Source organism: Streptomyces sp. NBC_01515 (genome assembly GCF_045040345.1).
Lineage (GTDB): Bacteria > Actinomycetota > Actinomycetes > Streptomycetales > Streptomycetaceae > Streptomyces.
Map to the genome: position 1 here is coordinate 5,449,240 of NZ_CP109416.1, position 25,389 is coordinate 5,474,628.

Genomic DNA, 25,389 nt, shown 5'->3' on the forward strand with positions numbered 1-25,389 from the left:
GGAAAGGCAGATGCCGTGAGCAACGAAAGCCTGGCCAACCTGTTGCGCGAGGAGCGCAGGTTCGCACCCCCCGCCGACCTGGCGGCGAACGCCAATGTCACGGCGGAGGCGTATGAGCAGGCCAAGGCTGACCGGCTCGGCTTCTGGGCCGCGCAGGCCCGCCGCCTGAGCTGGGCGAAGGAGCCGAGCGAGACGCTGGACTGGTCGAACCCGCCGTTCGCCAAGTGGTTCAAGGACGGCACGCTCAACGTGGCGTACAACTGCGTGGACCGACACGTCGAGGCGGGCAACGGCGATCGCGTCGCCATCCACTTCGAGGGCGAGCCCGGCGACAGCCGCGCGATCACCTACGCCGAGCTGAAGGACGAGGTCTCCAAGGCCGCGAACGCCCTGCTGGAGCTGGGAGTTCAGAAGGGCGACCGGGTCGCCGTCTACATGCCGATGATCCCGGAGACCGCGGTCGCGATGCTGGCCTGCGCGCGCATCGGCGCCGCGCACTCGGTGGTGTTCGGCGGTTTCTCGGCGGACGCGCTCGCGACCCGCATCCAGGACGCGGACGCCAAGGTCGTCATCACCACGGACGGCGGCTGGCGGCGCGGCAAGCCGTCCGCGCTCAAGCCGGCCGTGGACGACGCGGTCGACCGCGCGGACAGCGGCGTCGAACACGTGCTCGTGGTCCGCCGTACGGGCCAGGACGTCGCGTGGAACGACGAGCGGGACGTGTGGTGGCACGAGATCGTCGACCGGCAGTCGGCGGAGCACACGCCCGAGGCGTTCGAGGCCGAGCAGCCGCTGTTCATCCTCTACACCTCGGGTACTACGGGTAAGCCCAAGGGCATCCTGCACACCTCCGGCGGCTACCTCACCCAGGCCGCGTACACCCACCACGCCGTCTTCGACCTCAAGCCGGAGACCGACGTCTACTGGTGCACGGCCGACGTCGGCTGGGTGACCGGGCACTCGTACATCGTCTACGGCCCGCTCGCGAATGGCGCGACCCAGGTCATGTACGAGGGCACCCCCGACACCCCGCACCAGGGCCGCTTCTGGGAGATCATCCAGAAGTACGGGGTGACGATCCTGTACACGGCGCCGACCGCGATCCGTACGTTCATGAAGTGGGGCGACGACATCCCCGCGAAGTTCGACCTCGGCAGCCTGCGCATCCTGGGGTCCGTCGGCGAGCCGATCAACCCCGAGGCGTGGATCTGGTACCGCAAGCACATCGGCGCCGACAGGACGCCGATCGTGGACACCTGGTGGCAGACCGAGACCGGCGCGATGATGATCTCGCCGCTGCCGGGCGTGACCGCGACCAAGCCCGGTTCCGCGCAGACCGCGCTGCCGGGCATCTCCGCGACGGTCGTCGACGACGAGGCCAACGAGGTCCCGAACGGCGGCGGCGGTTACCTGGTCCTGACCGAGCCGTGGCCGTCGATGCTGCGCACCATCTGGGGCGACGACCAGCGGTTCCTCGACACGTACTGGTCGCGGTTCCCGGGCAGGTACTTCGCCGGTGACGGCGCGAAGAAGGACGACGACGGCGACATCTGGCTGCTCGGCCGCGTGGACGACGTGATGCTCGTGTCCGGGCACAACATCTCCACCACCGAGGTCGAGTCGGCGCTCGTCTCCCACCCCGCCGTCGCCGAGGCGGCCGTAGTGGGCGCGGCGGACGAGACGACCGGGCAGGCGATCGTCGCCTTCGTGATCCTGCGCGGCACGGCGAACGCCGAGGACGAGAACCTCGTCGCCGACCTGCGCAACCACGTCGGCACCGTGCTGGGCCCGATCGCCAAGCCCAAGCGGGTCCTCCCGGTGGCCGAGTTGCCGAAGACCCGCTCCGGCAAGATCATGCGCCGCCTGCTGCGGGACGTGGCGGAGAACCGGCAGCTGGGAGACGTCACCACCCTGACCGACTCCACCGTCATGACCCTGATCCAGGACAAGCTCCCGGCCGCGTCCAGCGAGGACTGACCACGACAGCGGACTGACCTGCGCATACGACGACGAAGGGCGCCCGGCGGCGAACATGCCGGGCGCCCTTTTTGCGCCTACCGTGAAACGCGCCGGACGCATCCCGCCGCACCCTGGGTAAGGTATGCGGAGCGTCAAGAACGCGCCAAGATCGTCTAGGTGTGCCGGGAAGTCTGGTCGGCAAGTGCTCCGCGCTGCCCACCGACCGGAGGTCTCCCCGTGACCGCGCCCCGCCCCACCGCCGCCCGCAAAGTGCTCGGCCGGTTGTCCCTGCCCGAGCGGAACTTCATCGCGGACGCGCTGCGCACCGAGACCGTCGGCGGTGTCCTCCTCCTGATCGCCACGGTCACCGCGCTGATCTGGGCCAACGTCCCGGCGCTGCACGACAGCTACGAGAGCGTCAGCCACTACCACTTCGGCCCCGGCGCCCTCGGCCTGCACCTCTCGGTCGCCCACTGGGCCGCCGACGGCCTCCTCGCCGTCTTCTTCTTCGTCGCCGGCATCGAGCTCAAGCGCGAACTCGTCGCCGGCGACCTGCGCGACCCCAAGGCCGCCGCCCTGCCCGTCGTGGCGGCCCTGTGCGGGATGGCCGTACCGGCACTCGTGTACACCCTCACGAGCCTCACCGGCGGCGGCTCCCTCCAGGGCTGGGCGGTGCCCACCGCCACCGACATCGCCTTCGCGCTCGCCGTCCTCGCGGTCATCGGCACCTCCCTGCCGAGCGCGCTGCGCGCCTTCCTGCTCACCCTCGCCGTGGTCGACGACCTGTTCGCGATCCTGATCATCGCGGTCTTCTTCACCGCCGACATCGACTTCGTGGCGCTCGCCGGGGCGGCCGTGGGCCTGGCCGTCTTCTGGCTGCTGCTGCGCAGGGGCGTACGCGGCTGGTACGTCTACGTCCCGCTCGCGCTCGTGATCTGGGCGCTGATGTACAACAGCGGCGTCCACGCGACGATCGCCGGCGTGGCCATGGGCCTGATGCTGCGCTGCACCACCCGCGAGGACGAGAAACACTCCCCCGGCGAGCACGTCGAACATCTCGTACGGCCCCTGTCGGCGGGCCTCGCGGTGCCGCTGTTCGCGCTGTTCAGCGCGGGGGTCGCCATCTCGGGCGGCGCGCTGGGCGACGTGTTCACGAAGCCCGAGACGCTCGGCGTGGTCCTCGGACTGGTCGTCGGAAAGGCGGTCGGCATCTTCGGCGGTACCTGGCTGACGGCCCGTTTCACCCGCGCCTCGCTCAGCGACGACCTCGCCTGGCCGGACGTGTTCGCGGTCGCCTCGCTGGCCGGCATCGGCTTCACCGTGTCGTTGCTCATCGGGGAACTCGCGTTCGACGGCGACCAGGTGCTCACCGACGAGGTCAAGGCGGCCGTCCTCGTCGGCTCCGTCGTCGCGGCCCTCGGCGCGACCGTGTTGCTCAAGCTGCGCAACGCCAGGTACCGCAGGATGTACGAGGACGAGGAGCGCGACGAGGACCTCGACGGCATCCCCGACATCTACGAGCAGGACGAGCCGTCGTACCACCTGCGCATGGCGGAGATCCACGAGCGCAAGGCCGCCGAGCACCGCAGGCTCGCCGAGGTGAAGGCCGCCGAGCGACGCGGGCTTGCCGAAGTGGCGGGCGGGGCAGGCGAGGACAACGACGGTCCGGCATGATCTGACCAGACGGTACAAACACATGCAGATGAGGGAGTACGCGATGAGCGCACCCGACGGCAGCCCGGTCGGCGCCGAACGCAGCATCGGCCAGTTGTTCGCCTCGGCGACGACCGAGATGTCCGCGCTGGTGCACGACGAGATCGCGCTGGCGAAGGCGCAGCTCAAGCAGGACGTCAAGCGCGGTGTCGCGGGCGGCGGCGCGTTCACGGTCGCCGCGGTGGTGCTGCTGTTCTCCCTGCCGATGCTCAACTTCGCGCTGGCGTACGGGATTCGGACCTGGAGCGGCTGGAACATGGCCCTCTGCTTCCTGCTCTCCTTCGCCGCGAACGTGCTCGTCGCGGTCGTCCTCGGGCTGGTGGGCGTGCTCTTCTTCAAGAAGGCGGCGAAGAGCAAGGGCCCGCAGAAGGTGGCCGCTTCGGTGAAGGAGACCGCGGGCGTCCTGGGCAACGCCAAGCCGCATCCCCGCGCGGCGATCGAGAACCGTGTCCCCGAAGCCATCGAGGCTGTGGCACGCTCGTCCTCATGACGGACCCCGCCAATCCCTGGGCGCAACCTGCTTCGGTCGTACGGCTCGACATTCCCGGCGGGCGCGAGGTGACCCACCGGGATGTCGCGGCCAACGGCGCCCGCTTCCACATCGCGGAGGTGGGCGACGGGCCGCTGGTGCTGCTGCTGCACGGCTTCCCCCAGTTCTGGTGGACCTGGCGGCACCAGCTCGGCGCGCTGGCCGACGCCGGGTTCCGGGCCGTCGCCATGGACCTGCGGGGCGTCGGCGGCAGCGACCGCACCCCGCGCGGCTACGACCCCGCCAACCTCGCCCTCGACGTCACCGGCGTGATCCGCTCGCTCGGCGAGCCGGACGCCGCGCTGGTCGGCCATGACCTGGGCGGCTATCTGGCGTGGACGGCGGCCGCGATGCGCCCCAAGCTGGTGCGCCGGCTCGCCGTCTCCTCGATGCCGCACCCCCGGCGCTGGCGCTCGGCGATGCTCTCCGACGTCAGGCAGTCGACCGCGAGTTCCTACATCTGGGGCTTCCAGCGCCCCTGGATCCCCGAGCGGCAACTCCTCGCCGAGGACGCCGAGTTGGTGGGCACGCTGATCCGGGACTGGTCCGGCGCGAGCCTGCCCGACGACGAGGCGGTCGAGGCGTACCGGCGGGCGATGCTGATCCCGTCGACCGCGCACTGCTCGATCGAGCCGTACCGCTGGATGGTGCGGTCGATGGCACGCCCGGACGGCATCCAGTTCAACCGGCGCATGAAGCGGCCGGTTCGGGTGCCGACGCTGCATCTGCACGGCTCCCTCGACCCGGTACTGCGCACCCGCAGCGCGGCGGGGTCCGGGGAGTACGTCGAAGCGCCGTACCGCTGGCGGCTGTTCGACGGTCTCGGGCACTTCCCGCACGAGGAGGACCCGGTGGCCTTCTCGACCGAACTGGTCAACTGGCTGCAGGATCCCGAACCCGACCGCTGACCGGCCGCCGACCGGCTGATGACCCGTCGATCACCCATCGATGACCGGCCCGTGACCGATCCACCGCACCCGGTGTCCGGACCTGAACACCTGTACTACGAACGGCTACTTGCCTCGCGCATAGGCCAATTGGGGCCCCAAGGGGTGGTTATCGACCTTGGGGCAGGGGCAGACGTCGGGGTATGGGCTGGACGCACGACTACAGTGACGCAGCACGCAATCGCCGCTCGGACCACGGTCTGAGCTCCCACCAACGGGGCGCCCCGCAACTCCAGGGCACCGACCTCAGGGTGGGGATCCCGCGCATTCTGCGCCGCCGGGCCCGCTGGGTCTCGGTACGGCTGCGTCATCCCCGAGGCTGACGCACCCACCTCTTACAGGGCACGCCTTTCGGTGCGCACACCTCTCACAGCGCGCAACTGTCGCTGTCCACCTGCTCGTTGGCGGTGCGCCCCTTGAGGATGTCCGGCTGGATCTCGTCGGCGGTGAGCGCGTACCCGGTGTCGGGGTCGTCGAGGGACTTCGCGAAGACCACGCCGTACACCTTGCCCTCGGGCGTGAGCAGCGGGCCGCCGGAGTTGCCCTGGCGGACGGTCGCGTAGAGCGAGTACACATCGCGGCGGACCGTGCCGCGGTGGTAGATGTCCGGGCCGTTGGCCGTGATGCGGCCACGCACGCGTGCGGCACGGACGTCGTACGACCCGTTCTCCGGGAAGCCGGCGACGATCGCACTGTTGCCGCTGGTGGCGTCCTTGGTCGCGAACTGCAGGGAGTGCGCCTTCAGGTCCGGCACGTCGAGTACGGCGATGTCGCGGTGCCAGTCGTAGAGGACGACCTTGGCGTCGTACTTGCGGCCCTGACCGCCTATCTGGACGGTGGGTTCGTCGACGCCGCCGACGACGTGCGCGTTGGTCATGACGCGGCGGTCGCCGAAGACGAAGCCGGAGCCCTCCAGGACCTTGCCGCAGCTCTGGGCGGTGCCCATGACCTTGACGATGGACTGCTGGGCACGGGTGGCGACCGCGCTGGAGGCGAGGGCCGGGTCGGGCGGCTGGACGTCGTTGATCGGCTCGTTCGCGAACGGGCTGAAGACCTGCGGGAAACCGTTCTGCGCGAGGACCGAGGAGAAGTCCGCGAACCAGGTGTCGGCCTGCGAGGGCAGCGCCCGGGAGACCCCCAGCAGCACCTTGGAGCTGCGGACCTCCTTGCCGAGCGTCGGCAGGGTGGTGCCGGCCAGCGCGGAACCGATCAGCCAGGCGACCAGGAGCATCGCGAGGACGTTCACGAGGGCGCCGCCGGTCGCGTCCAGGGCGCGGGCGGGGGACCAGGTGATGTACCGGCGCAGCTTGTTGCCGAGGTGCGTGGTCAGGGCCTGGCCGACGGAGGCGCAGACGATGACGATGATGACCGCGACGACGGCCGCGGTGGTGCTGACCTCCGACTTCTCGGTCAGCGCGTCCCAGATCACGGGCAGCGTGTACACGGCGACGAGACCGCCGCCCAGGAACCCGATCACCGACAGGATGCCGACGACGAACCCCTGGCGATAGCCCACGATCGCGAACCACACGGCGGCGACCAGCAGCAGGATGTCCAGCACATTCACGACCGACACCCTGTCATGACCGCCAGTCGAGCGGGACCTGCTTCTCGGGGTCCCAGGGCCGCTCCCAACCGGAGTAGTGCAGCAGACGGTCGATGACTCCGGCCGTGAAGCCCCAGACGAGGGCCGATTCGACCAGAAATGCCGGACCCAGGAAGCCGCTGGGGTGCGTGACGGTGACTCTGTTGGCCGGATCCGTGAGATCCGCCACGGGGACCGTGAACACCCTCGCAGTCTCGTTCGGATCGACCACGCCCACCGGAGTCGGCTCCCGCCACCAGCCCAGCACCGGCGTCACCACGAAGCCGCTCACCGGGATGTACAGCTTGGGCAGCACCCCGAAGAGCTGCACTCCGGCCGGGTCGAGCCCGGTCTCCTCCTCGGCCTCGCGGAGAGCGGCCCGCAAGGGCCCGTCGCCCGTCGGATCACCGTCCTCGGGGTCGAGGGCGCCACCCGGGAAGGACGGCTGCCCCGCATGCGACCGGAGCGAACTCGACCGCTCCATGAGCAGCAGCTCGGGCCCCTGATCGCCCTCCCCGAAGAGGATCAGCACCGCCGACTGCCGCCCCGCGCCGTCCTCCGGCGGCAGGAACCGGCTCAGCTGGAGCGGCTCGACCGTCTCCACGGCGTGCACCACCGGATCGAGCCAGCCCGGCAGCCCGTCCTTGCTGAGCACCGCACCCTGGGTATTGCTCGCGCGTGTCATCCCCCACCCCCGTTCCCACTGATCAACGCCCGATACCTCCGAGATCGTTCCGTCATCCGGCCCCCGATGTCACACCGATTCCCGTCACGCCGAGCCCAGGGGCGGCGCCGGTTTACCGCCCGCGTCCAGATAGGCCTGCGGCGGGTTGAGGCGCTGGCCCGGGTAGCCGCCCTTCTCGTACTTGAGCAGCTTCTTCGCCTTCTCCGGGTCGGTCTCGCCCTCGCCGTACGCAGGGCAGAGCGGGGCGATGGGGCAGGCGCCGCAGGCGGGCTTGCGGGCGTGGCAGATCCGGCGGCCGTGGAAGATCACGTGGTGCGAGAGCATCGTCCAGTCACTCTTCGGGAAGAGCGCTCCCACGGCGGCCTCGATCTTGTCGGGCTCGGTCGCCTCGGTCCACTTCCAGCGCCGTACGAGCCGCTGGAAGTGTGTGTCCACGGTGATGCCGGGCCGCCCGAAGGCGTTGCCCAGCACCACGAAGGCGGTCTTGCGGCCCACACCGGGCAGCTTGACGAGATCTTCGAGCCGTCCGGGCACCTCGCCGCCGAAGTCCGCCACCAGGGCCTTGGAGAGCCCTATCACCGACCTGGTCTTGGCCCGGAAGAACCCGGTCGGGCGGAGGATCTCCTCGACCGCCTCCGGGTCGGCGACGGCCAGGTCCTCGGGGGTCGGGTACTTGGCGAACAGGGCCGGGGTCGTCTGATTGACCCTCAGGTCGGTGGTCTGCGCCGACAGGACCGTGGCGACCACGAGCTGGAAGGGGTTCTCGAAGTCGAGTTCCGGGTGGGCGTACGGATAGATCTCGGCCAGTTCGCGATTGATGCGGCGGGCACGGCGGACGAGGGCGGTGTGCGATTCACTCTTCACGCCGGCCATCACTTTTGCCCCCTTCGTCACTTTCCTGCCGTCACCCTTGCCGCCGTCAGGGCCCTGTTCGCCCACAGCGGAATCACGAGGTACAACCATCCGCCCAGCCCCCTTGGCCTGTGCTCTCACCGGCGATTTGGACACCCGGCCAGCCTAGAGCCCACCACTGACATCCGCCCCGGACCCCGAAGATCAGCCCCCAATTGGACCCCTGCCGCTTACCTCGGGACACCAGTGCGGCATCCTTGTGACAGATCACACTGTTTGGACGGTCCAGCAAAATGGGGAGCACGGTCCCCTGGTACCAAGGGGGAGCACCATCCCCTGAGCAGGTCGACAAGGAGAGAACTCGTGGACGACGTTCTGCGGCGCGCCCCGCTCTTCGCGGCGCTCGATGACGATCAGGCCGCGGAGCTGCGCGCCTCCATGAGTGAGGTGACCCTCGCGCGCGGGGACTCCCTCTTTCACGAGGGCGACCCCGGCGACCGGCTCTACGTGGTCACCGAGGGCAAGGTGAAGCTGCACCGCACCTCCCCGGACGGCCGCGAGAACATGCTGGCCGTCCTCGGCCCCGGCGAGCTGATCGGCGAGCTGTCGCTGTTCGACCCGGGCCCGCGTACGGCGACCGCCAGCGCGCTGACCGAGGTCAAGCTGCTCGGCCTCGGCCACGGCGACCTCCAGCCCTGGCTGAGCGCCCGCCCCGAGGTGGCCTCCGCACTGCTGCGCGCGGTCGCCCGCCGACTGCGCAAGACCAACGACGCGATGTCCGACCTGGTCTTCTCGGACGTCCCCGGCCGCGTGGCCCGCGCCCTCCTGGACCTCTCCCGCCGCTTCGGCGTGCAGTCCGAGGAGGGCATCCACGTGGTGCACGACCTCACGCAGGAGGAGCTGGCCCAGCTGGTCGGCGCGTCCCGCGAGACGGTCAACAAGGCACTGGCGGACTTCGCGGGCCGCGGCTGGCTGCGCCTGGAGGCCCGCGCGGTGATCCTGCTGGACGTGGAGCGGCTGGCGAAGCGCTCGCGCTAGCCACAGCATTTCGTACGACTTCGAAGGGCCCTGCTCGTACGGCGGGGCCCTTCGCGTATCGCCAGGGGTGGGGATGTACGAGGACAAGGCGTCGGATTCGGCCTGGAAACACTCCTGGTGGCGAAGATCGGCGCGCCGGCTGTGGAGAACGCCCGACGAGAAGGGCGACCTCGGCGGAAAGCCGCTGGGCCTGTGGCTGACGGACGACACCGTCGTCATCGCCCGCGTCGACGGAGTGCAGGCGTTCCGGGCCACCACGGGCGATCCGCTGTGGACCTGGCGGCCGCCCGGCGACCAGGTCGTCGGTCTGGTGTCCGCCGACGCCGAGGACGGCGTGGGGGTGGTCATGCACTACGAAGACGGGCGCCGGGACGTGAAACGCGTCGGCCTCACCTCCCTGGTGATCGGCACGGGCGAGGTCGTACGACGCCGGAAACAGGACGCGGCCCAGCTGGGGCACATACCGTCCAAGGTCGCCCTCGGCGGGGGTCTTCTCGCGACGGCCGGGGAGTCGTGGAAGGACTGGGAGACGCGGCCGGTGATGCGCGCCCTCGACGTGGACACGGGCGAGATCCGTTGGACATACGAACTCACCGACCCGCGCGTGGAGAGCGCGTCCGTCATCAGCGCCCGCCCCTTCGTGGCCTCCCTGAGGACACGCGGCGTGCGCGGCGGGCACAGCCTCCTGGTCCTGGGCGACGGCGGGACCAGGGCCGTGACACTGGCCCTCCCGGAGGGGTACGAGAGGTTCGGCGAGCAGGTCGCCGTGGTCGGTGACGTCCTGGTGGTCGGCCTGGTCCCGAAGGACAGGGCCGAGCTCGACCGGGGCAACCGGCTCGGGGCGTACTCCGTCTCCTCCGGCGAGTTCCTGTGGGAGTGGCACGGCAAGGAGACGTACCAGGACGGCGTCTTCGCCCACCAGGGCCGGCTGCTGGTCGTGCACGAGTACGGCGGCCGCCTGAGCGTGCTCGACCCCGCCGACGGCAGGGTGGTGGCCCGGCGCAGGCTGCCCGGCACCGCGTTCGACTCGCTCGTCGCGGCGTCCGGCGACCTGGTCGCGGTGGGCTGCGAGGCCGGCGACTACAGCCACGGACTACGGGTGTTCCGCTGGAGGTGACCCCCTCCAGCGGCCGGAAAAGCCCTCCCCGGGGACCCGTCACCCGGCACAGTGATCCCATGGCCGGAACCGTTCCCCCCAGAGGGCTCGACGCCCAGGGATACATCGAGCGCGAGGGCTCCTTGGGGCGTATCCCGCCCGCCTTCCGCCCGGTCGTCGCCGCCGCGCGCGACCGGCTGATCGACCTCTACGGGGGACGCCTCAACAGCGCGTACCTCTACGGGTCGATCCCGCGCGGCACCGCGCGCGTGGGGCGCAGCGATCTGGACCTGCTCGTGGTGACCCGGCGGGAGCCGACCGAGGAGGACCGCTCCGGGGCCCGGAACCTCGGTGAGGCGCTCGACAAGGAGTTTCCGGAGATCGACGGGGTCGGCACGCTGCTGTACGGCCGGGCACGGCTGCTGAGCGAGCCGGAGACGTACGACCTGGGGTGGTTCGTGGCGTGCCTGTGCACCCCGCTGCTCGGGGAGGACCTGGCCGAGGACCTGCCCCGCTACCGCCCCGACGCACGGCTGGCCCGGGAGACGAACGGCGACCTGGCCCGCCTGCTCCCCCGCTGGCGCGAGCGCATCGCCACGGCCGAGGACACGGACGAGGCCCGCCGCCACCTGGTCCGCTTCATGTCCCGCCACCTGGTCCGCACCGGCTTCACCCTGGTCATGCCCCGCTGGAACGGCTGGACCAGCGACCTACGGGAGATGGCAGGGGCGTTCGCCGCGTACTACCCGGAGCGGGCGGAGGCCCTGCGCGAGGCGGCGGAGTTGGCATACGACCCACCGGGCGACGCGAGCGTCCTACGGTCGTACGTCGACGACTTGGGCCCGTGGCTGGCCGAGGAGTACGCGCGCGTGCACGGCGTGAAGGCGTCCCGCCCCGCTGACTAGATGAGGCCGTGTTCCGTGAGGTAGTCCAACTGGGCCCGTACGGACAGTTCCGCCGCCGGCCACAGGGAGCGGTCGACGTCCGCGTACACGTGGGCGACGACCTCGGACGGGCTCCGGTAGCCGTTCTCGACGGCCGTCTCGATCTGGGCGAGCCGGTGGGCGCGGTGGGCGAGATAGAACTCCACGGCACCCTGGGCATCCTCCAGGACGGGCCCGTGACCCGGCAGGACGGTGTGGACGCCGTCGTCGACGGTCAGGGACCGCAGCCGCCGCAGCGAGTCCAGGTAGTCCCCCAGGCGGCCGTCAGGATGCGCCACGACGGTCGTACCGCGCCCGAGGATGGTGTCCCCGGTCAGGACGGCCTGATCGGCCGGGAGATGGAAGCACAGGCTGTCCCCGGTGTGCCCGGGCGTCGACACCACAACCAACTCCAGCCCGCCGACCCGGATCACGTTCCCGGCGGCGAGCCCCTCGTCCCCGAGCCGCAACGCCGGATCCAGGGCGCGCACCTTGGTACCGGTCAACTCGGCGAACCGCACGGCACCTTCGGCGTGGTCGGGGTGCCCGTGCGTCAACAGGGTCAACGCGACCCGCTTCCCCGCCTTCTCGGCGGTGTCGACGACATTCCGCAGATGCCCCTCGTCCAACGGCCCCGGATCGATCACCACGGCCAACTCCGAGTCCGGCTCCGCGACGATCCACGTATTCGTCCCGTCCAACGTCATCGCGGACGCGTTGGGCGCGAGCACGTTGACGGCCCGAGCGGTGGCGGGCCCGGTGAACACCCCGCCACGTGGCTGACCGGGGAGGGCGACTGCGTCGGTCATACGGGGGCGCCTTCCTTGGCGGCGGCGGGGTGGGGGGTTTCGTTCAGTGGGGTCATGCCGGCGCCCCGCCCAAAGGAATGTGTTTCGTGAACTCCCCGTGGCCCGGCCAGGTCAGGACGACCTCGTCGGCCTCCAGGCTGGCCCGGGCGAGGACCGGGGTCAGGTCACGTTCCGAGGCCGCCGACAACGCCTGCGCCGCGCTGTCGTACGGGATCAGGCCGCGCAGGGTCGCGATCGTGGGCGGCATCATCGTCAGGTCGCCCTTGTCGTACGACGTTGCCGCCTCGCCCGGGGTGATCCACACCGTGCGGTCGGCCTCGGTGGAGGCGTTGCGGGTGCGCTGGCCCTCCGGGAGGACGGCGACGAAGAACCAGGTGTCGTAGCGGCGGGTCTCGAATTCCGGGGTGATCCAGCGGGCCCACGCGCCCAGCAGGTCGGAGCGCAGGACCAGGCCGCGGCGGTCGAGGAACTCCGCGAAGGACAGGTCACGGGCGACCAGGGCGGCGCGGTCCGTCTCCCAGTCGGGGCCCGTGGTGTCGCCGACGACCGAGTCGGGGGTGGGGCCGGCCAGGAGGACGCCGGCCTCCTCGTAGGTCTCCCGGACCGCCGCGCACACGATCGCCTGGGCCGCCGTCTCGTCGACGCCCAGCCGGTTCGCCCACCACGCGCGCGTGGGGCCCGCCCAGCGGACGTGGTGATCGTCGTCGCGCGGGTCGACACCGCCGCCCGGGTACGCGTACGCGCCCCCGGCGAAGGCCATGGAGGCGCGTCTGCGCAGCATGTGGACGGCGGGGCCGGTGTCGGGGCCGGTGTCCCTGAGGAGCATCACCGTGGCCGCCCGACGGGGCTCCACCGGCGTGAGCCGGCCCTCCGCGAGTGCCCTGATGCGCTCGGGCCACTCCGCCGGGTACCACTGACCGTTCGCCATGGGCGGAGGCTATCCCGTAGCGCGCGGATGTTCGAGAGGCAACAACACGTACCCCTGGTCAGCGATTACGCCCGATCCCGCACCCGGGACAGCGACCGCACCTGCCACACCCGCCGCAATCGCCAGTCAGCGATTCCGGCCGATCACCCGCCCCGGGACGGCGACAGCGATCCAGCCTGCTCGTCCAAGCCCGCTCGTCGTCCACCCCGGGACAGCGACTACGCCTCCGTCAGCTCCACCTGGATCTCGACCTCGACCGGTGAGTCCAGCGGCAGGACCGCCACGCCGACCGCGCTCCGCGCGTGCACGCCCTTGTCGCCGAGGACCTCGGCGAGCAGCTCGCTGGCGCCGTTGATGACACCGGGCTGGCCGGTGAAGTCGGAGGCCGAGGCGACGAAGCCGACGACCTTCACCACGCGCGCGATGCGGTCGAGGTCACCGGTGACGGACTTGACGGCGGCGAGGGCGTTCAGCGCGCAGGTGCGGGCCAGTTCCTTGGCCTCCTCCGCGGTGACCTCGGCGCCCACCTTGCCGGTGACGGGGAGCTTGCCGTCCACCATGGGCAGTTGGCCGGAGGTGTAGACGTACACCCCGGACTGCACGGCGGGCTGGTACGCGGCGAGCGGCGGGACGACCGCCGGCAGGGTCAGACCGAGCTCGGCCAGCCGGGCGTCGACGGCACTCATGCCTTCTCCCGCTTGAGGTAGGCCACCAGTTGCTCGGGGTTGTTCGGCCCGGGCACGACCTGGACGAGCTCCCAGCCGTCCTCGCCCCAGGTGTCCAGAATCTGCTTCGTGGCGTGTACGAGAAGCGGCACTGTCGAGTATTCCCACTTGGTCATGCGGCCGACTTTAGCCGCTGCCGACCACCCCTCCGCCGCCGCGTTATCCACAGCCTCTGGCTTGGTTCGGGCGCGGACTGGTTAGGCTCGAAGACGTGAGCAGGCTCCAGGTCGTCAGTGGCAAGGGCGGTACCGGCAAGACCACGGTGGCCGCGGCCCTCGCGCTGGCCCTGGCCACCGAGGGGAAGCGGACGCTTCTCGTCGAGGTCGAGGGTCGCCAGGGCATCGCGCAGCTCTTCGAGACGGAGACGTTGCCTTATGAGGAGCGGAAGATCGCCGTCGCTCCCGGGGGCGGGGAGGTGTACGCCCTGGCCATCGACCCCGAACTGGCCCTTCTGGACTACCTCCAGATGTTCTACAAACTCGGCAGCGCGGGCCGCGCCCTGAAGAAACTCGGCGCGATCGACTTCGCCACCACGGTCGCGCCCGGACTCCGGGACGTCCTCCTGACCGGCAAGGCCTGCGAGGCCGTACGCCGCAAGGAGAAGAGCGGGCGGTTCGCCTACGACTACGTCGTGATGGACGCCCCGCCCACCGGCCGCATCACCCGCTTCCTCAACGTCAACGACGAGGTGGCGGGGCTCGCGAAGATCGGCCCGATACACAATCAGGCGCAGGCGGTGATGCGGGTGCTGAAGTCGCCGGAGACGGCCGTGCACCTGGTGACGCTGCTGGAGGAGATGCCCGTCCAGGAGACCGCGGACGGCATCGCCGAACTCCGGGCGGCCCGGCTGCCGGTGGGCCGGATCATCGTGAACATGGTCCGCCCCGAGGTGCTGGACGCGGCCGACCTCGATCTCGTACGGGCCGTCCCGCGCACCGCCGTAGCGCAAGCGCTGTCGTCCGCGGGCCTCGGCGGGGCCCGGCGCGGCGGCAACGCCGAGAAGCTGGTGGATCCGCTGCTCGCGCAGGCCGAGGAGTACGCCGCGCGGTACGCGCTGGAGCACGACCAGCGGGCCGTGCTCGGCGAGCAGGGCCTGCCGTCGCACGAACTGCCGTTGCTCGCCGAGGGCATGGACCTCGCGGGCCTGTACGAACTCGCCACCGAGCTGCGGAAGCAGGGGATGTCATGAGTCCGGACCCGGCCCGCGATCAGGACCCCGCCCACGGCTCCCGTTCACAAGGCACCGCCCGTTCACAGGACGCCGCCCGCTCCCACCACATCTCCCACGCGCGCGTGCTCGACGTGGACCCGCTGATCGACGACCCGGAGACACGCATCGTCGTGTGCTGCGGCTCGGGCGGGGTCGGCAAGACGACCACCGCGGCGGCGCTCGGGCTGCGGGCCGCCGAGCGGGGGCGCCGGGTCGTCGTCCTGACCATCGACCCGGCCCGCAGGCTCGCCCAGTCCATGGGCATCGACTCGCTGGACAACACCCCGAGGCGCGTGAAGGGCGTCGACGGGGACGGCGAACTGCACGCCATGATGCTCGACATGAAGCGCACCTTCGACGAGATCGTCGAGGCGCACGCGGACCGCGAGCGGGCGGCCGTGATCCTCAACAACCCCTTCTACCAGTCGCTTTCGGCGGGCTTCGCGGGCACGCAGGAGTACATGGCGATGGAGAAGCTGGGCCAGCTGCGCGCCCAGCACGACTGGGACCTGATCGTCGTGGACACCCCGCCGTCCCGCTCGGCGCTCGACTTCCTGGACGCGCCGAAACGTCTCGGCTCGTTCCTGGACGGCAAGTTGATCCGGCTGCTGACCGCGCCGGCGAAGCTGGGCGGCCGAGCCGGGATGAAGTTCCTGAACGTCGGCATGTCGATGATGACCGGCACGCTCGGCAAGCTGCTCGGCGGTCAACTGCTCAAGGACATCCAGACGTTCATCGCCGCGATGGACACCACCTTCGGCGGCTTCCGCACGCGCGCGGACGCGACGTACAAGCTGCTCCAGGCGCCCGGCACGGCGTTCCTGGTGGTAGCGGCCCCGGAGCGGGACGCGCTGCGCGAGGCGGCGTACTTCGTGGAGCGGCTGGCGGCCGAGGAGATGCCGCTGGCCGGTCTGGTGCTCAACCGGGTGCACGGCAGCGGAGCCGCCCGGCTGTCGGCCGAGCGGGCACTCGCCGCCGCGGAAAATCTTGAAGAGCCCCGCATTGTCGATCAGGTGGGCGGGAAAGCTGGACTTCGTAACTCTCCCGACACGTACGGCAGTTCAGAATCTCCCGCTTCACCGCCCGCCACCGAGGCAGCAGTTCGCGCCACAGCTCCTGACGAAGGCTCCCCCGCCGATACGGACCAGGAGCGGTCCACCGCCACGGACGACACCGACGATCAGTCGACCGACGACGAGCGATCCGTCGACCAACTCACCGCGGGCCTGCTCAAGTTGCATGCCGAGCGGATGCGCCTGCTCTCACGTGAGCAGCGCACACGTGACCGCTTCACCGCGCGCCACCCGGAGGTGGCCGTCGCCGAAGTGGCCGCGCTGCCCGGCGATGTACATGACCTCGCGGGGCTGCGGGACATCGGGAACCGGCTCGCGGCCGGTCGGCCGGAGCTGCCCGAGACGAAGGTCTGACGCATACCCCGGGGGTCGCCCGGGGTCGATCGGCCCCTACGGGACCGGCGTCAGCCCACCGCCGCGTAGTTCTCGTAGATCTCGTCGTCGTCGAGGGGGATGATCCCGACCCCTCGTTCGTACTCGATACGCGCGGTCTCCAGTAGCCGGCGCCATGAAGTGACAGTGGGCCGCCTGCGCAGCAGTGCGCGGCGCTCCCGCTCCGTCATTCCTCCCCACACGCCGAATTCGACGCGGTTGTCGAGCGCATCGGCGAGGCACTCCGTGCGAACCGGACATCCGGTGCACACTGCCTTCGCCCTGTTCTGCGCTGCTCCTTGAACGAACAGTTCATCCGGATCGGTAGTGCGGCAGGCCGCCTGCGCACTCCAGTCGGTAACCCAGCCCATACCGGCGCCGTCCTCTCCCGAATCGAGGCTCCCCCACGGCGGCAGCGGCATATTCACCGCCGCCAGTTGAGGACGTTACGGAAGGTGGGCACAGCGCAACACCCCCTTCGGGCCCAATCTTGAATGGCCCGAACGGACTATGGGTAAGCGGCAGATCACCCGGGGGAGTGAGCTGACGACATGCGTGACTTTCCCGGCAAAGCGGGACAGTTGACATGCGCCACAAGGGGCACCGGGTGACACAGGAGGCGGATTCGGACACACCTCCGACAAAAAATCCGGGAACGACCGGAACGATTCGGGGTCGCCGGACGTATTGATACGTGACCGCGCTGCTGTGACAGTTGAGAGCAGCTTAGGCCAACGCCTATACACGTGTCCGGCGAATGAGAACGTAGGCTGCCCCCATGCCAAAAAAGCGCTCGGGTGGTGGTCTGTCCCCCCTGCAACAGACCGCCAAGTTCCTCGGTGTCAGTGTGCTCGCCGGTGCCGTCATGGCCGGAATCGCGATGCCCGCGGCCGGCGCGCTGGGACTAGCGGCCAAGGGGTCGGTCCAGGGGTTCGACGACATCCCGGACAGTCTGAAGAGCCCTCAGCTCAGCCAGCGCACCACGATCCTGGACAGCAAGGGCAACCAGATCGCCTCGGTCTACTCCCGTGACCGCACGGTGGTGGAGCTCAAGGACATCTCGCCGTACATGCAGAAGGCGATCGTCGCGATCGAGGACTCGCGCTTCTACCAGCACGGCGCGATCGACCTGAAGGGCGTCCTGCGCGCCCTCAACAAGAACGCGCAGAGCGGCGGGGTGTCCCAGGGCGCCTCGACCCTCACGCAGCAGCTGGTGAAGAACTACTTCGTCGAGGAGGCCGGTGACGACCCGACGAAGGTCGCCGAGGCCACTCAGCAGACGCTCGGCCGCAAGGTCAAGGAGCTGAAGTACGCGATCCAGATCGAAGAGAAGCTCGGCAAGAAGAAGATCCTTGAGAACTACCTGAACATCACCTTCTTCGGAGAGCAGGCCTACGGCGTCGAGGCCGCGTCCGAGCGCTACTTCTCCAAGCACTCCAAGGACCTGAACCTCCAGCAGTCGGCGCTGCTGGCGGGCATCGTCCAGTCGCCCACGCGCTACGACCCGATCAACGACGAGGCCGAGGCCAAGAAGCGGCGCAACACCGTGCTGGCCCGCATGGCGGAGGTCGGCGACATCTCCAAGGCGGAGGCCCTGGCGGCCGAGAAGACCGACCTCGGCCTGAAGGTCAGCCAGCCGAAGAACGGCTGCATCACCGCGGTCAAGGGCGCCAGCTTCTTCTGCAAGTACGTCGAGAACGTCTTCCTGAGCGACCCGGTCTTCGGCAAGACCAAGGAGGCCCGGGCGAAGATCTGGAACCAGGGCGGCCTGACGATCCGTACGACGCTGGACCCGCAGGCGCAGGACTCGGTGCAGGCCTCGCTCAAGGACCACATCTACAAGTCGGACTCGGTCGCCGCGGCGGCCACCCTCGTCGAACCCGGCACCGGCAAGATCCTCGGCATGGGCCAGTCGAGGCCGTACGGCTACGGCAAGAACGAGACCGAGTACAACTACTCGGTCAACGCCGACATGGGCGGCTCGAACTTCGGCTTCCCGACCGGCTCGACGTTCAAGCCGTTCGTCGCCGCGGCCGCGCTGGAGCAGGGCCTGCCGGCCACCCAGCAGTACCCGGCGCCGTACTCGATGGACTACCCGAGCCCCGTCTCGACCTGCAGCGGCAAGAACTGGGTCAACACGGGCGGCGCGACAGTGGAGAACGAGAGCGAGTCGGAGCACGGTCCGTACGCGCTGAAGGAGGCGATGGCCAAGTCGGTCAACACCTACTTCGTGCAGATGATCTCCGACATCGGTCTGTGCCCCGTGGTGAGCATGACCAACAAGCTCGGCGTCGTGCAGGGCAACGGCGACAAGATCCCCGAGGTCCCGGCCATCGCGCTCGGCTCGAAGGGCCTCTCGCCGCTGACGATGGCCACCGCGTACGCGACCTTCGCCAACGAGGGCACCTACTGCACCCCGATCGCCATCGAGTCCATCACCCAGAAGGTGGGCAACGAGCAGAAGTCGCTCGCCGTCCCCAAGTCGACCTGCACGCGCGCGATGAGCAAGAAGACCGCCGACACCATCAACACCGTGCTGCGCGGTGTGGTCGACTCGGGCACCGGCCAGGAGGCCGGCCTCACCGACCGCGAGAGCGCCGGCAAGACCGGTACGACGGACGAGCGCAAGAACGCCTGGTTCGTCGGCTACACCCCGAACCTGGCCGGCGCGGTCTGGGTCGGCAGCCCCAAGCAGAACGTCGAGATGACCAGCATCCGCATCGGCGGCGTCTGGCACGACCAGGTCTACGGCGCCGACACCCCCGGCCCGATCTGGAAGGACGCCATGTCCGGCGCCCTGGAGGGCAAGCAGGCCCAGTCCTTCCAGCTCGTCAACATCCCCGACCCGGTCAAGAAGGACAAGGGCAACGACGGCGGCAAGAACGGCGACAACGGCGGTGACAACAACGGGGGCAACGACAACGGCGGCCTGACCACCGACGGCGGCACCACCGGCACGACCGACGGCGGCACCGACCCGACCCCGACGTTCTCCTTCCCCGACGGCTTCATCCAGGGCACGTCGAACGGCGGGAACAACGGCAACGGGAACGGCGGCAACAGGGGATAACTCCCCGTCGGTCACCCGCTGTTCAGGCTTTTCGTCTACGACGACGGGGGCGCCCCTTTTCACAAGGGGCGCCCCCGTCGTCGTAAAGAAATGCGATTCTCCGGACGGATTTCTCCGGAGTGGCGGCTCAGCCGGCGAGGAGCTTCTTCACCACAGCGGCGACGCGACCACCCTCGGCAAGGCCTGCGACCTTCGGGTTCACGATCTTCATGACGGCACCCATCGCGCGCGGGCCCTCGGCGCCGGACGCCCTGGCCTCCTCGACGGCCTGGGTGACGATCGCGGTCAGCTCCTCGTCGCCGAGCTGCTTGGGCAGGTACTCGGCGAGGATCTCGCCCTCCGCCGTCTCCTGCGCGGCCGACTCGGGACGACCGCCCTGCGCGAAGGCGTCCGCGGCCTCGCGGCGCTTCTTCGCCTCCTTGGTGATCACCTTGAGGACCTCGTCGTCGGACAGCTCGCGCTTCTCCTTGCCCGCGACCTCCTGATTGGTGATCGCGGAGAGCGTCAGCCGGAGCGTGGAGGAGCGCAGCTTGTCCTGCGCTTTGATCGCGGCGTTGAGGTCTTCCTGCAGCTTCGACTTGAGCGTGGTGGTCATGGGTCCGATTCTCGCAGGTGCGTGAGTCCGGCCGCCCGCGGATTTAAGGGCCTGCTGGAGGAGCCGCTCAAGGAGTCGCTCAAGGAGCTTCTTAAGTGGCCGCGGCCGACGGGGTGTCAGTGGGGTCTGACACGATGGCGGTATGCGCGCGCGATACGGAGTACCTCTGGGAATTGCGGCGGCCGGTGCCGCCGGTGTGGTCTATGCGGCGGCGTTCGAGGTCCGCTCCTTCCGTCTGCGCCGGGTGACGGTCCCGGTGCTGCCGGCCGGCATGCGCCCGCTCAGAGTCCTCCAGGTCTCCGACATCCACATGGTCGGCGGCCAGCGCAAGAAACAGCGCTGGCTGCGCTCGCTCGCGGGCCTGCGCCCCGACTTCGTGATCAACACCGGCGACAACCTCTCCGACCCGGAGGCCGTCCCCGAGGTCCTCGACGCGCTCGGCCCGCTGATGGACTTCCCGGGCGCGTACGTCTTCGGCTCGAACGACTACTACGGCCCCACACCCCGTAACCCCGCCCGGTACTTGTTCGAGAAGACCGCGGGCCGCCACGGGCTGAACGGCAACCCGCCCGTCGTAGGAGCCATCCACAACCCGTGGGAGGACCTGCGGGACGGTTTCGACGCGGCGGGCTGGCTGAACCTGACGAACACGCGCGGGACGCTGAAACTCGACGGCGCGTCGGTGGAGTTGACCGGCCTGGACGACCCCCACATCAAGCGTGACCGCTACGCACGCGTGGCCGGCGGCCCGTCCGACGACGCCGACTTCTCCATGGCCGTGGTCCACGCGCCGTATCTCCGGGCGCTGGACGCCTTCGCAGCGGACGGCTATCCCCTGATTCTCGGCGGCCACACGCATGGGGGCCAGCTGTGCATTCCGTTCTACGGCGCGCTGGTCACGAACTGCGACCTGGATACGGACCGGGTCAAGGGACTGTCCCGGCATTCGGCGGAGGGGCGGACGTCGTATCTGCACGTGTCGGCCGGGTGCGGGACCAATCGGTATACGCCGGTGCGGTTTGCTTGCCCGCCGGAGGCCACGTTGTTGACGTTGGTGGGGCAGGAGTAGGAGACAGGTACCGGGACCGCCGCGGAGGTCCTCGTGGGTCGCGGTCACTGGGGTTACCTCATCCAGCCCACCCGTATCGCCCGATTCGTCCCCGCTGCCTAGCGTGAGGGCATGACCGCCCCGATACCCAGGGACATCCCGGACCTCCCCGCGGTACCCGGCATGCCCGCGCTGCTCGCCTCACCCGTTCCCGCCACCGCGGTGGTGGCCCCGTACCGTCGCCCGCTGACGGCGGCGTACCGACTGCTGGTCGCGCTCGCGGCGGCAGCGGCGGTGACCGTCGACCTGTTCCTCGGCAGCCCGATCCGGGTGCTGACCTACTTCACGATCCAGAGCAACATCCTGCTGGCCCTGGTCATGATCGCCACGGCCCGCCGCGCCTGGACGGCCCGTCGCCCCCTCTCCCCCCTGGTCACGGGCGCGGCACTGCTCTACATCACGATCACCGGCCTGGTGTACCACCTGATCCTGGCGCACGCGTCGAGCCCGTTCGCGATGACGGGCGGCACGACGGCTCCCACGGGCTGGCAGGCGGTGACCAACCAGGTGCTGCACACGGTGACGCCGATCGCGGCGGTGATCGACTGGCTGTTCCTGACCGCCCCCGGCCGGCTGCACCTGCGGATGGCGGCGACGTGGCTGCTGTACCCGATGACGTACCTGGCGGTCTATCTGGCCCGGGGCGAGCTGATCCTCCCCGGCACACCGGGCCGCTACCTCTACACCTTCCTGGACGTCGAACAGCACGGCTACAAGAGCGTCCTGGGCAACGCCCTCCTCCTCGGCCTCGCCTTCTACGCCCTCTCCGTCCTCCTCGTGGCCCTCGACCACGCCCGCCCCAACCCGATCCGCCACCGCGCCAAAACCGGATTTCGTCTCCGGCCACCGGTGGGCTAAAGTAAACGATGTCGCCACGGTGAGCAGCAGCTCAGGCAAGACAAGTGGCGACATCGGGGTGTAGCGCAGCTTGGCAGCGCGCTTCGTTCGGGACGAAGAGGTCGTGGGTTCAAATCCCGCCACCCCGACAGCCAAATAGCAGTTCAGAGGGCCGGTACTGATCCCAGTACCGGCCCTCTGGCGTCCTGGGCGGCCCGTCCCCGGCGGACGTTCTAGGCGTCCCCCGCCCCCGGCACTCAGTACGTCAGTAAGTCAGCGCGTCCTGCACATCCGACACCCAGTAGGTCACCTTCAGCGAGTCGTCCACGTACACGCCCTTCGCCGGGAGGGCCGGAGTTGCCGCCGGGCTGATGCTGTTGTTGTCGCGGTCGAAGAAGTAGACGGAGAGGGACTTGGCGGTGCGGCCGTTGGTGCCGGTGCCGTTGTCTCCGCCGGCGAGGGCTACGCCGGCGTAGCCCGACTGGCCCGGGGACAACGTGGTCACCGCCTGGGGCTGGGAGTCCTTCATGACCGGCGGTACGGACTGGGCGTCGCCGAAGTTGACCGCCGGGTAGTAGTAGAGGTCGCAGGTCTTGGAACCCGTGTTGGTGACGGTGAGCAGCATGTGGTTGATGGGGCGCGAGACCATCTGGGCCGTCACCTTGGTGTTGGCGCCGTTGCACGGGACCCTGCTGCTCGCCGAGGTGCCCGAGCCGGAGCCCGAACCCGATCCCTCGGCAGAACCCGAGGCGGAGCCTGAGCCGGAGCCCGACCCCGAACCCGAGCCCCCGCTCGTCCCGCTGCCGCCCGACCCCGCGTTGCCCCCCGTCGAGGAGTTGCCCGACGACGAACCGCCCGACGTCGAGCCCGTGGAACCTCCCGGCTTCGTCCCGGACGGTGCCGGCGTCCCCACCGTGGAGGAGGTCGGGTTGGCCGCGCCCTCGTCCTGTACTCCCAGCTTGTCGTTGCACGCCGTGAGGGAGAGCGCGGCGAGGGCGACGGTGGCGGCGGCGAAGAGGCGGGTGCGGGGACGGGCGGTGAACGCGGACATGGGTGTTGTGCCTTTCGGAAGGAGGGAGGTAGCCGCCGCCCAACCTGTCGGCGGGCTGCGTGCTTTGATGACCGCAGCTTGTGCCGCCTTCCGTCCCAGCCGCTACGACGGCCAGGATGTACGGGAACCTGGAACGTTCGCACCGGCTCTTACCTGGGGGAACATTGACTCCCTGGAACGCTCGACTGGAATGGGGGCAGGGTGGCAGGGCCTGAGGAGACCGCCGATTTCGCGGCGCTGATACGGGAGTTCAAGGACCGGTCGGGGCTGAGTTACGGCGCGCTCGCGAAGCGGCTGCACATGAGTACGTCGACGTTGCACCGGTACTGCAACGGCGATGCCGTGCCCACCGAGTACGCCCCCGTCGAGCGGTTCGCCCGGCTCTGCAAGGCCACCCCGGACGAGCTCGTCGAGGCCCACCGCCGATGGATCCTGGCCGACGGGGCACGCCAGCGGGAACGGAAGGCTGCCGCCGGTACAGCGGCAAACGCAGGGACAGAGGCAAACGCAGGGGCAGGGGCAGGGGCAGCGGCGGCTTCGGGGCCCAGCGCGAGCACCCACACCCCCGTTTCCACCGACACCCCCGCTTCCACCCACGCCCCCGCTTCCACCGCCCCCTCCGCCTCCACGCCCATCCCCACCTCCGCCTCAACACCCACGCCCACGCCCACCCTCGACGCACCCCACCCCGACGCACCCCACCCCGAGCCAGGCGAGCCCCCCAGCAGCACTCCCAACCCCACCCCCCGCACCACCAACCGCCCCCGCCGCCGCACCACCCTCCTCACAGCCACCGCCGTAGCCGTACTCGTCGCCGCCACCGCCCTCGTCCCCCGTCTCGTCTCCGGCGGCGACGGAGGCAACGGAGGCAGCGACCGCAAGCAGGACGCCGGGGCCGTGACCTCCGCCGGACGCGGCGTCTCCTCGCCCTCCGGCCCGGCGAAGTCAAAGGCGAAGGCGACCTCCTCCCCCTCCGCCTCGCCCTCCGACACAGCGAACCCCTCCAAGTCCGGCGCGGCGAGGACCGGCGCGTCCGCCACCCCGGGCGACAAGGCCGGCGGCGGCGCGGCGACCGCCGCCGTTCCGCTCACGGTCACCTCACGGCCGTACGCCTGGGAGAGTCCCTGCAGTCAGACCTATCTGGTCGACGAGGACGCGGCGAAGGTTCCGCCGCCGCCGACCGAGCAGGACGCTCCGAGCTGGGTGAGTGCGCTGGGGGCCGTGTCGGCGGACAGTCAGTATCTGGAGCTGACGGTGCAGGGCACCGGGCAGGAGACCGTCGTACTCCAGTCGTTGAATGTGCGGGTGGTGCAGAGCGGGGCGCCGCTGGCCTGGAGCGCGTACACCATGGGGTATGTCGGGGTCGGCTGCGGTGGTGGGGTGCCCACGCACTCCTTCGACGTCGGGCTGGACGCGACGCGGCCGGTGGCGACGCCGAAGGCGGGGCAGACCGGGCTGCCGTACAAGGTGAGTGAGAGTGATCCCGAGGTCCTGTACGTCACCGCCGCCGCGGCCTCCCATGACGTGCGCTGGTATCTGGAGCTGAACTGGACCAGCGGGACCCGGCACGGGGTGCTGCGCATCGACGACCAGGGGAAGCCGTTCCACACCAGCGGGATGAACGGGCGTCCGCGCTACGGGTATTCGCTGGACGACAGCGAGTGGGTACCGCATCAGGCCGACTGAAACGACCACAACGCCGAAATCGGTACCCATTAGCCGGAAACGGCTCCCGGCATGTCGCTTCCCGGCAGTAGGGTCGTCGTACGGCAGCCCCGGACCCCGGCCCTCTCCGTGCAGTCTCGTTCCGCGCAACAGAGGCCCTGCGCAAGAAGGCGAAAGCCAGTCTCTTACAGGGGAGATGGGGCACATGGGCCCGCATCGTGATCTGTTCGACGAACCATTCGACGAACCAGACGAACTGCGAGTGGTCCGGGCCGACGGTGAACTCGATCTGACGACCGTGCCTGCCTTCGCGCAGGATCTCAAGGAGGCCCGGCGCGGGACGGGGCGGATCTTCGTCGTCGTCGATCTGCTCGACGTGACCTTCATGGACGGCAGTGTTCTGGACCCGTTGAGCGCGGCCTGGGAGGAGTGCCGTGGGCGGCTCGGGTGGGTGCGCGTCGTGCACTCCCGGCCGGGGCCGTTGCTGGTGTTCCGGGCCGCCGGTCTGGTCGAGCGGTTCCCCCGGTATGCGAGCGTGCGGGACGCCTGGAAGGGCGTGCTCGCCGATCGCGCGCTGGAGCGCCGGGCCACGTAGGGTACGGCACACGTCGGTCGGCGC

25 protein-coding genes and 1 tRNA gene are annotated in these 25,389 nt (G+C 69.9%); 16 read left to right on the forward strand and 10 right to left on the reverse strand.

What is annotated here, in order from left to right; all coding sequences use genetic code 11:
* Nucleotides 1-15 precede the first annotated feature (15 nt).
* The 5 genes from acs to OG407_RS24240 all read left to right on the forward strand — a co-directional run bounded on the left by acs (nt 16) and on the right by OG407_RS24240 (nt 5,471).
* A complete protein-coding gene (gene acs, locus OG407_RS24220) occupies nt 16-1,977 on the forward strand; it encodes an acetate--CoA ligase (RefSeq protein ID WP_405861105.1) in 1,962 nt (653 codons plus the stop codon).
* Between the two features lie 219 nt (nt 1,978-2,196).
* Nucleotides 2,197-3,633 (forward strand): Na+/H+ antiporter NhaA, encoded by a 1,437-nt coding sequence (gene nhaA / locus OG407_RS24225; protein WP_405861107.1) that lies wholly within the window; start codon nt 2,197-2,199, stop codon nt 3,631-3,633.
* A 43-nt stretch (nt 3,634-3,676) separates the two neighbouring features.
* Nucleotides 3,677-4,162 carry a phage holin family protein gene (locus OG407_RS24230; RefSeq protein WP_405861109.1) on the forward strand — a complete coding sequence of 162 codons (486 nt, stop codon included), beginning with the start codon at nt 3,677-3,679 and terminating at the stop codon, nt 4,160-4,162.
* Nucleotides 4,159-5,109, forward strand: coding sequence for an alpha/beta fold hydrolase (locus tag OG407_RS24235; RefSeq protein WP_405861111.1), 951 nt, complete (start codon nt 4,159-4,161; stop codon nt 5,107-5,109). The genes OG407_RS24230 and OG407_RS24235 overlap by 4 nt, the downstream gene beginning before the upstream one ends.
* A 182-nt stretch (nt 5,110-5,291) precedes the next feature.
* Nucleotides 5,292-5,471, forward strand: a complete 180-nt coding sequence (locus tag OG407_RS24240; protein WP_078623198.1) for a hypothetical protein — start codon at nt 5,292-5,294, stop codon at nt 5,469-5,471.
* 44 nt (nt 5,472-5,515) lie between these two features.
* Here OG407_RS24240 and OG407_RS24245 read toward each other — a convergent pair whose 3' ends face one another.
* The 3 genes from OG407_RS24245 to nth form a co-directional block, all read right to left on the reverse strand.
* Entirely contained in the window at nt 5,516-6,715 is a 1,200-nt protein-coding gene (locus tag OG407_RS24245) for a MarP family serine protease (RefSeq protein WP_405861113.1), read from the reverse strand.
* 13 nt (nt 6,716-6,728) lie between these two features.
* Nucleotides 6,729-7,418 carry an NUDIX hydrolase gene (locus tag OG407_RS24250; protein WP_405861115.1) on the reverse strand — a complete coding sequence of 230 codons (690 nt, stop codon included), beginning with the start codon at nt 7,416-7,418 and terminating at the stop codon, nt 6,729-6,731.
* Between the two features lie 84 nt (nt 7,419-7,502).
* A complete protein-coding gene (nth, locus tag OG407_RS24255) occupies nt 7,503-8,426 on the reverse strand; it encodes an endonuclease III (protein WP_405861117.1) in 924 nt (307 codons plus the stop codon).
* Nucleotides 8,427-8,633: 207 nt separating this feature from the next.
* Here nth and OG407_RS24260 point away from each other — a divergent pair, with 207 nt between their 5' ends.
* From OG407_RS24260 to OG407_RS24270, 3 genes are all read left to right on the forward strand, one after another.
* Complete coding sequence (locus tag OG407_RS24260; protein ID WP_019063754.1) at nt 8,634-9,308, forward strand: Crp/Fnr family transcriptional regulator; 675 nt, start codon at nt 8,634-8,636, stop codon at nt 9,306-9,308.
* A gap of 73 nt (nt 9,309-9,381) precedes the next feature.
* Nucleotides 9,382-10,425: a PQQ-binding-like beta-propeller repeat protein gene (locus OG407_RS24265; RefSeq protein WP_405861119.1), complete on the forward strand. Its 1,044-nt coding sequence runs from the start codon at nt 9,382-9,384 to the stop codon at nt 10,423-10,425.
* Nucleotides 10,426-10,484: 59 nt separating this feature from the next.
* Nucleotides 10,485-11,309 (forward strand): nucleotidyltransferase domain-containing protein, encoded by an 825-nt coding sequence (locus tag OG407_RS24270; protein ID WP_405861121.1) that lies wholly within the window; start codon nt 10,485-10,487, stop codon nt 11,307-11,309.
* Here the strand turns inward: OG407_RS24270 and OG407_RS24275 are convergent.
* The 4 genes from OG407_RS24275 to OG407_RS24290 all read right to left on the reverse strand — a co-directional run bounded on the left by OG407_RS24275 (nt 11,306) and on the right by OG407_RS24290 (nt 13,905).
* Entirely contained in the window at nt 11,306-12,136 is an 831-nt protein-coding gene (locus tag OG407_RS24275) for an MBL fold metallo-hydrolase (RefSeq protein ID WP_405861123.1), read from the reverse strand. The two genes, OG407_RS24270 and OG407_RS24275, sit on opposite strands and share 4 nt — an antisense overlap.
* A gap of 52 nt (nt 12,137-12,188) precedes the next feature.
* A complete protein-coding gene (locus tag OG407_RS24280) occupies nt 12,189-13,064 on the reverse strand; it encodes an NUDIX hydrolase (RefSeq protein WP_405861125.1) in 876 nt (291 codons plus the stop codon).
* 218 nt (nt 13,065-13,282) lie between these two features.
* Nucleotides 13,283-13,750 (reverse strand): RidA family protein, encoded by a 468-nt coding sequence (locus OG407_RS24285; protein ID WP_365301963.1) that lies wholly within the window; start codon nt 13,748-13,750, stop codon nt 13,283-13,285.
* Nucleotides 13,747-13,905, reverse strand: coding sequence for a DUF4177 domain-containing protein (locus OG407_RS24290; RefSeq protein ID WP_019063748.1), 159 nt, complete (start codon nt 13,903-13,905; stop codon nt 13,747-13,749). Before OG407_RS24290 ends, OG407_RS24285 begins: the two co-directional genes overlap by 4 nt.
* A 95-nt stretch (nt 13,906-14,000) precedes the next feature.
* On the opposite strand from OG407_RS24290, the gene OG407_RS24295 reads away from it, so the two are divergent.
* Complete coding sequence (locus tag OG407_RS24295; protein ID WP_405861127.1) at nt 14,001-14,978, forward strand: ArsA-related P-loop ATPase; 978 nt, start codon at nt 14,001-14,003, stop codon at nt 14,976-14,978.
* Nucleotides 14,975-16,426, forward strand: coding sequence for an ArsA family ATPase (locus tag OG407_RS24300; RefSeq protein WP_405861129.1), 1,452 nt, complete (start codon nt 14,975-14,977; stop codon nt 16,424-16,426). Before OG407_RS24295 ends, OG407_RS24300 begins: the two co-directional genes overlap by 4 nt.
* A 50-nt stretch (nt 16,427-16,476) precedes the next feature.
* Here OG407_RS24300 and wblA read toward each other — a convergent pair whose 3' ends face one another.
* Entirely contained in the window at nt 16,477-16,815 is a 339-nt protein-coding gene (wblA, locus tag OG407_RS24305; RefSeq protein ID WP_019063745.1) for a transcriptional regulator WblA, read from the reverse strand.
* 407 nt (nt 16,816-17,222) lie between these two features.
* On the opposite strand from wblA, the gene OG407_RS24310 reads away from it, so the two are divergent.
* On the forward strand, nt 17,223-19,514 hold the full coding sequence (locus OG407_RS24310) for a transglycosylase domain-containing protein (protein ID WP_405861131.1): 2,292 nt from the start codon (nt 17,223-17,225) through the stop codon (nt 19,512-19,514).
* 127 nt (nt 19,515-19,641) lie between these two features.
* Here OG407_RS24310 and OG407_RS24315 read toward each other — a convergent pair whose 3' ends face one another.
* A complete protein-coding gene (locus tag OG407_RS24315) occupies nt 19,642-20,109 on the reverse strand; it encodes a GatB/YqeY domain-containing protein (RefSeq protein ID WP_327402395.1) in 468 nt (155 codons plus the stop codon).
* A gap of 142 nt (nt 20,110-20,251) precedes the next feature.
* On the opposite strand from OG407_RS24315, the gene OG407_RS24320 reads away from it, so the two are divergent.
* From OG407_RS24320 to OG407_RS24330, 3 genes are all read left to right on the forward strand, one after another.
* Nucleotides 20,252-21,178: a metallophosphoesterase gene (locus OG407_RS24320; RefSeq protein WP_405861133.1), complete on the forward strand. Its 927-nt coding sequence runs from the start codon at nt 20,252-20,254 to the stop codon at nt 21,176-21,178.
* A 111-nt stretch (nt 21,179-21,289) separates the two neighbouring features.
* Nucleotides 21,290-22,075 (forward strand): Pr6Pr family membrane protein, encoded by a 786-nt coding sequence (locus OG407_RS24325; protein ID WP_405861135.1) that lies wholly within the window; start codon nt 21,290-21,292, stop codon nt 22,073-22,075.
* Nucleotides 22,076-22,129: 54 nt separating this feature from the next.
* Nucleotides 22,130-22,203, forward strand: a tRNA-Pro gene (locus OG407_RS24330).
* A 116-nt stretch (nt 22,204-22,319) separates the two neighbouring features.
* Here OG407_RS24330 and OG407_RS24335 read toward each other — a convergent pair.
* On the reverse strand, nt 22,320-23,105 hold the full coding sequence (locus OG407_RS24335; RefSeq protein ID WP_405861137.1) for a DUF4232 domain-containing protein: 786 nt from the start codon (nt 23,103-23,105) through the stop codon (nt 22,320-22,322).
* A gap of 201 nt (nt 23,106-23,306) precedes the next feature.
* Here OG407_RS24335 and OG407_RS24340 point away from each other — a divergent pair, with 201 nt between their 5' ends.
* Entirely contained in the window at nt 23,307-24,791 is a 1,485-nt protein-coding gene (locus tag OG407_RS24340) for a helix-turn-helix domain-containing protein (RefSeq protein ID WP_405861139.1), read from the forward strand.
* A gap of 184 nt (nt 24,792-24,975) precedes the next feature.
* On the forward strand, nt 24,976-25,365 hold the full coding sequence (locus OG407_RS24345) for an STAS domain-containing protein (protein ID WP_405861141.1): 390 nt from the start codon (nt 24,976-24,978) through the stop codon (nt 25,363-25,365).
* Nucleotides 25,366-25,389: the final 24 nt, after the last annotated feature.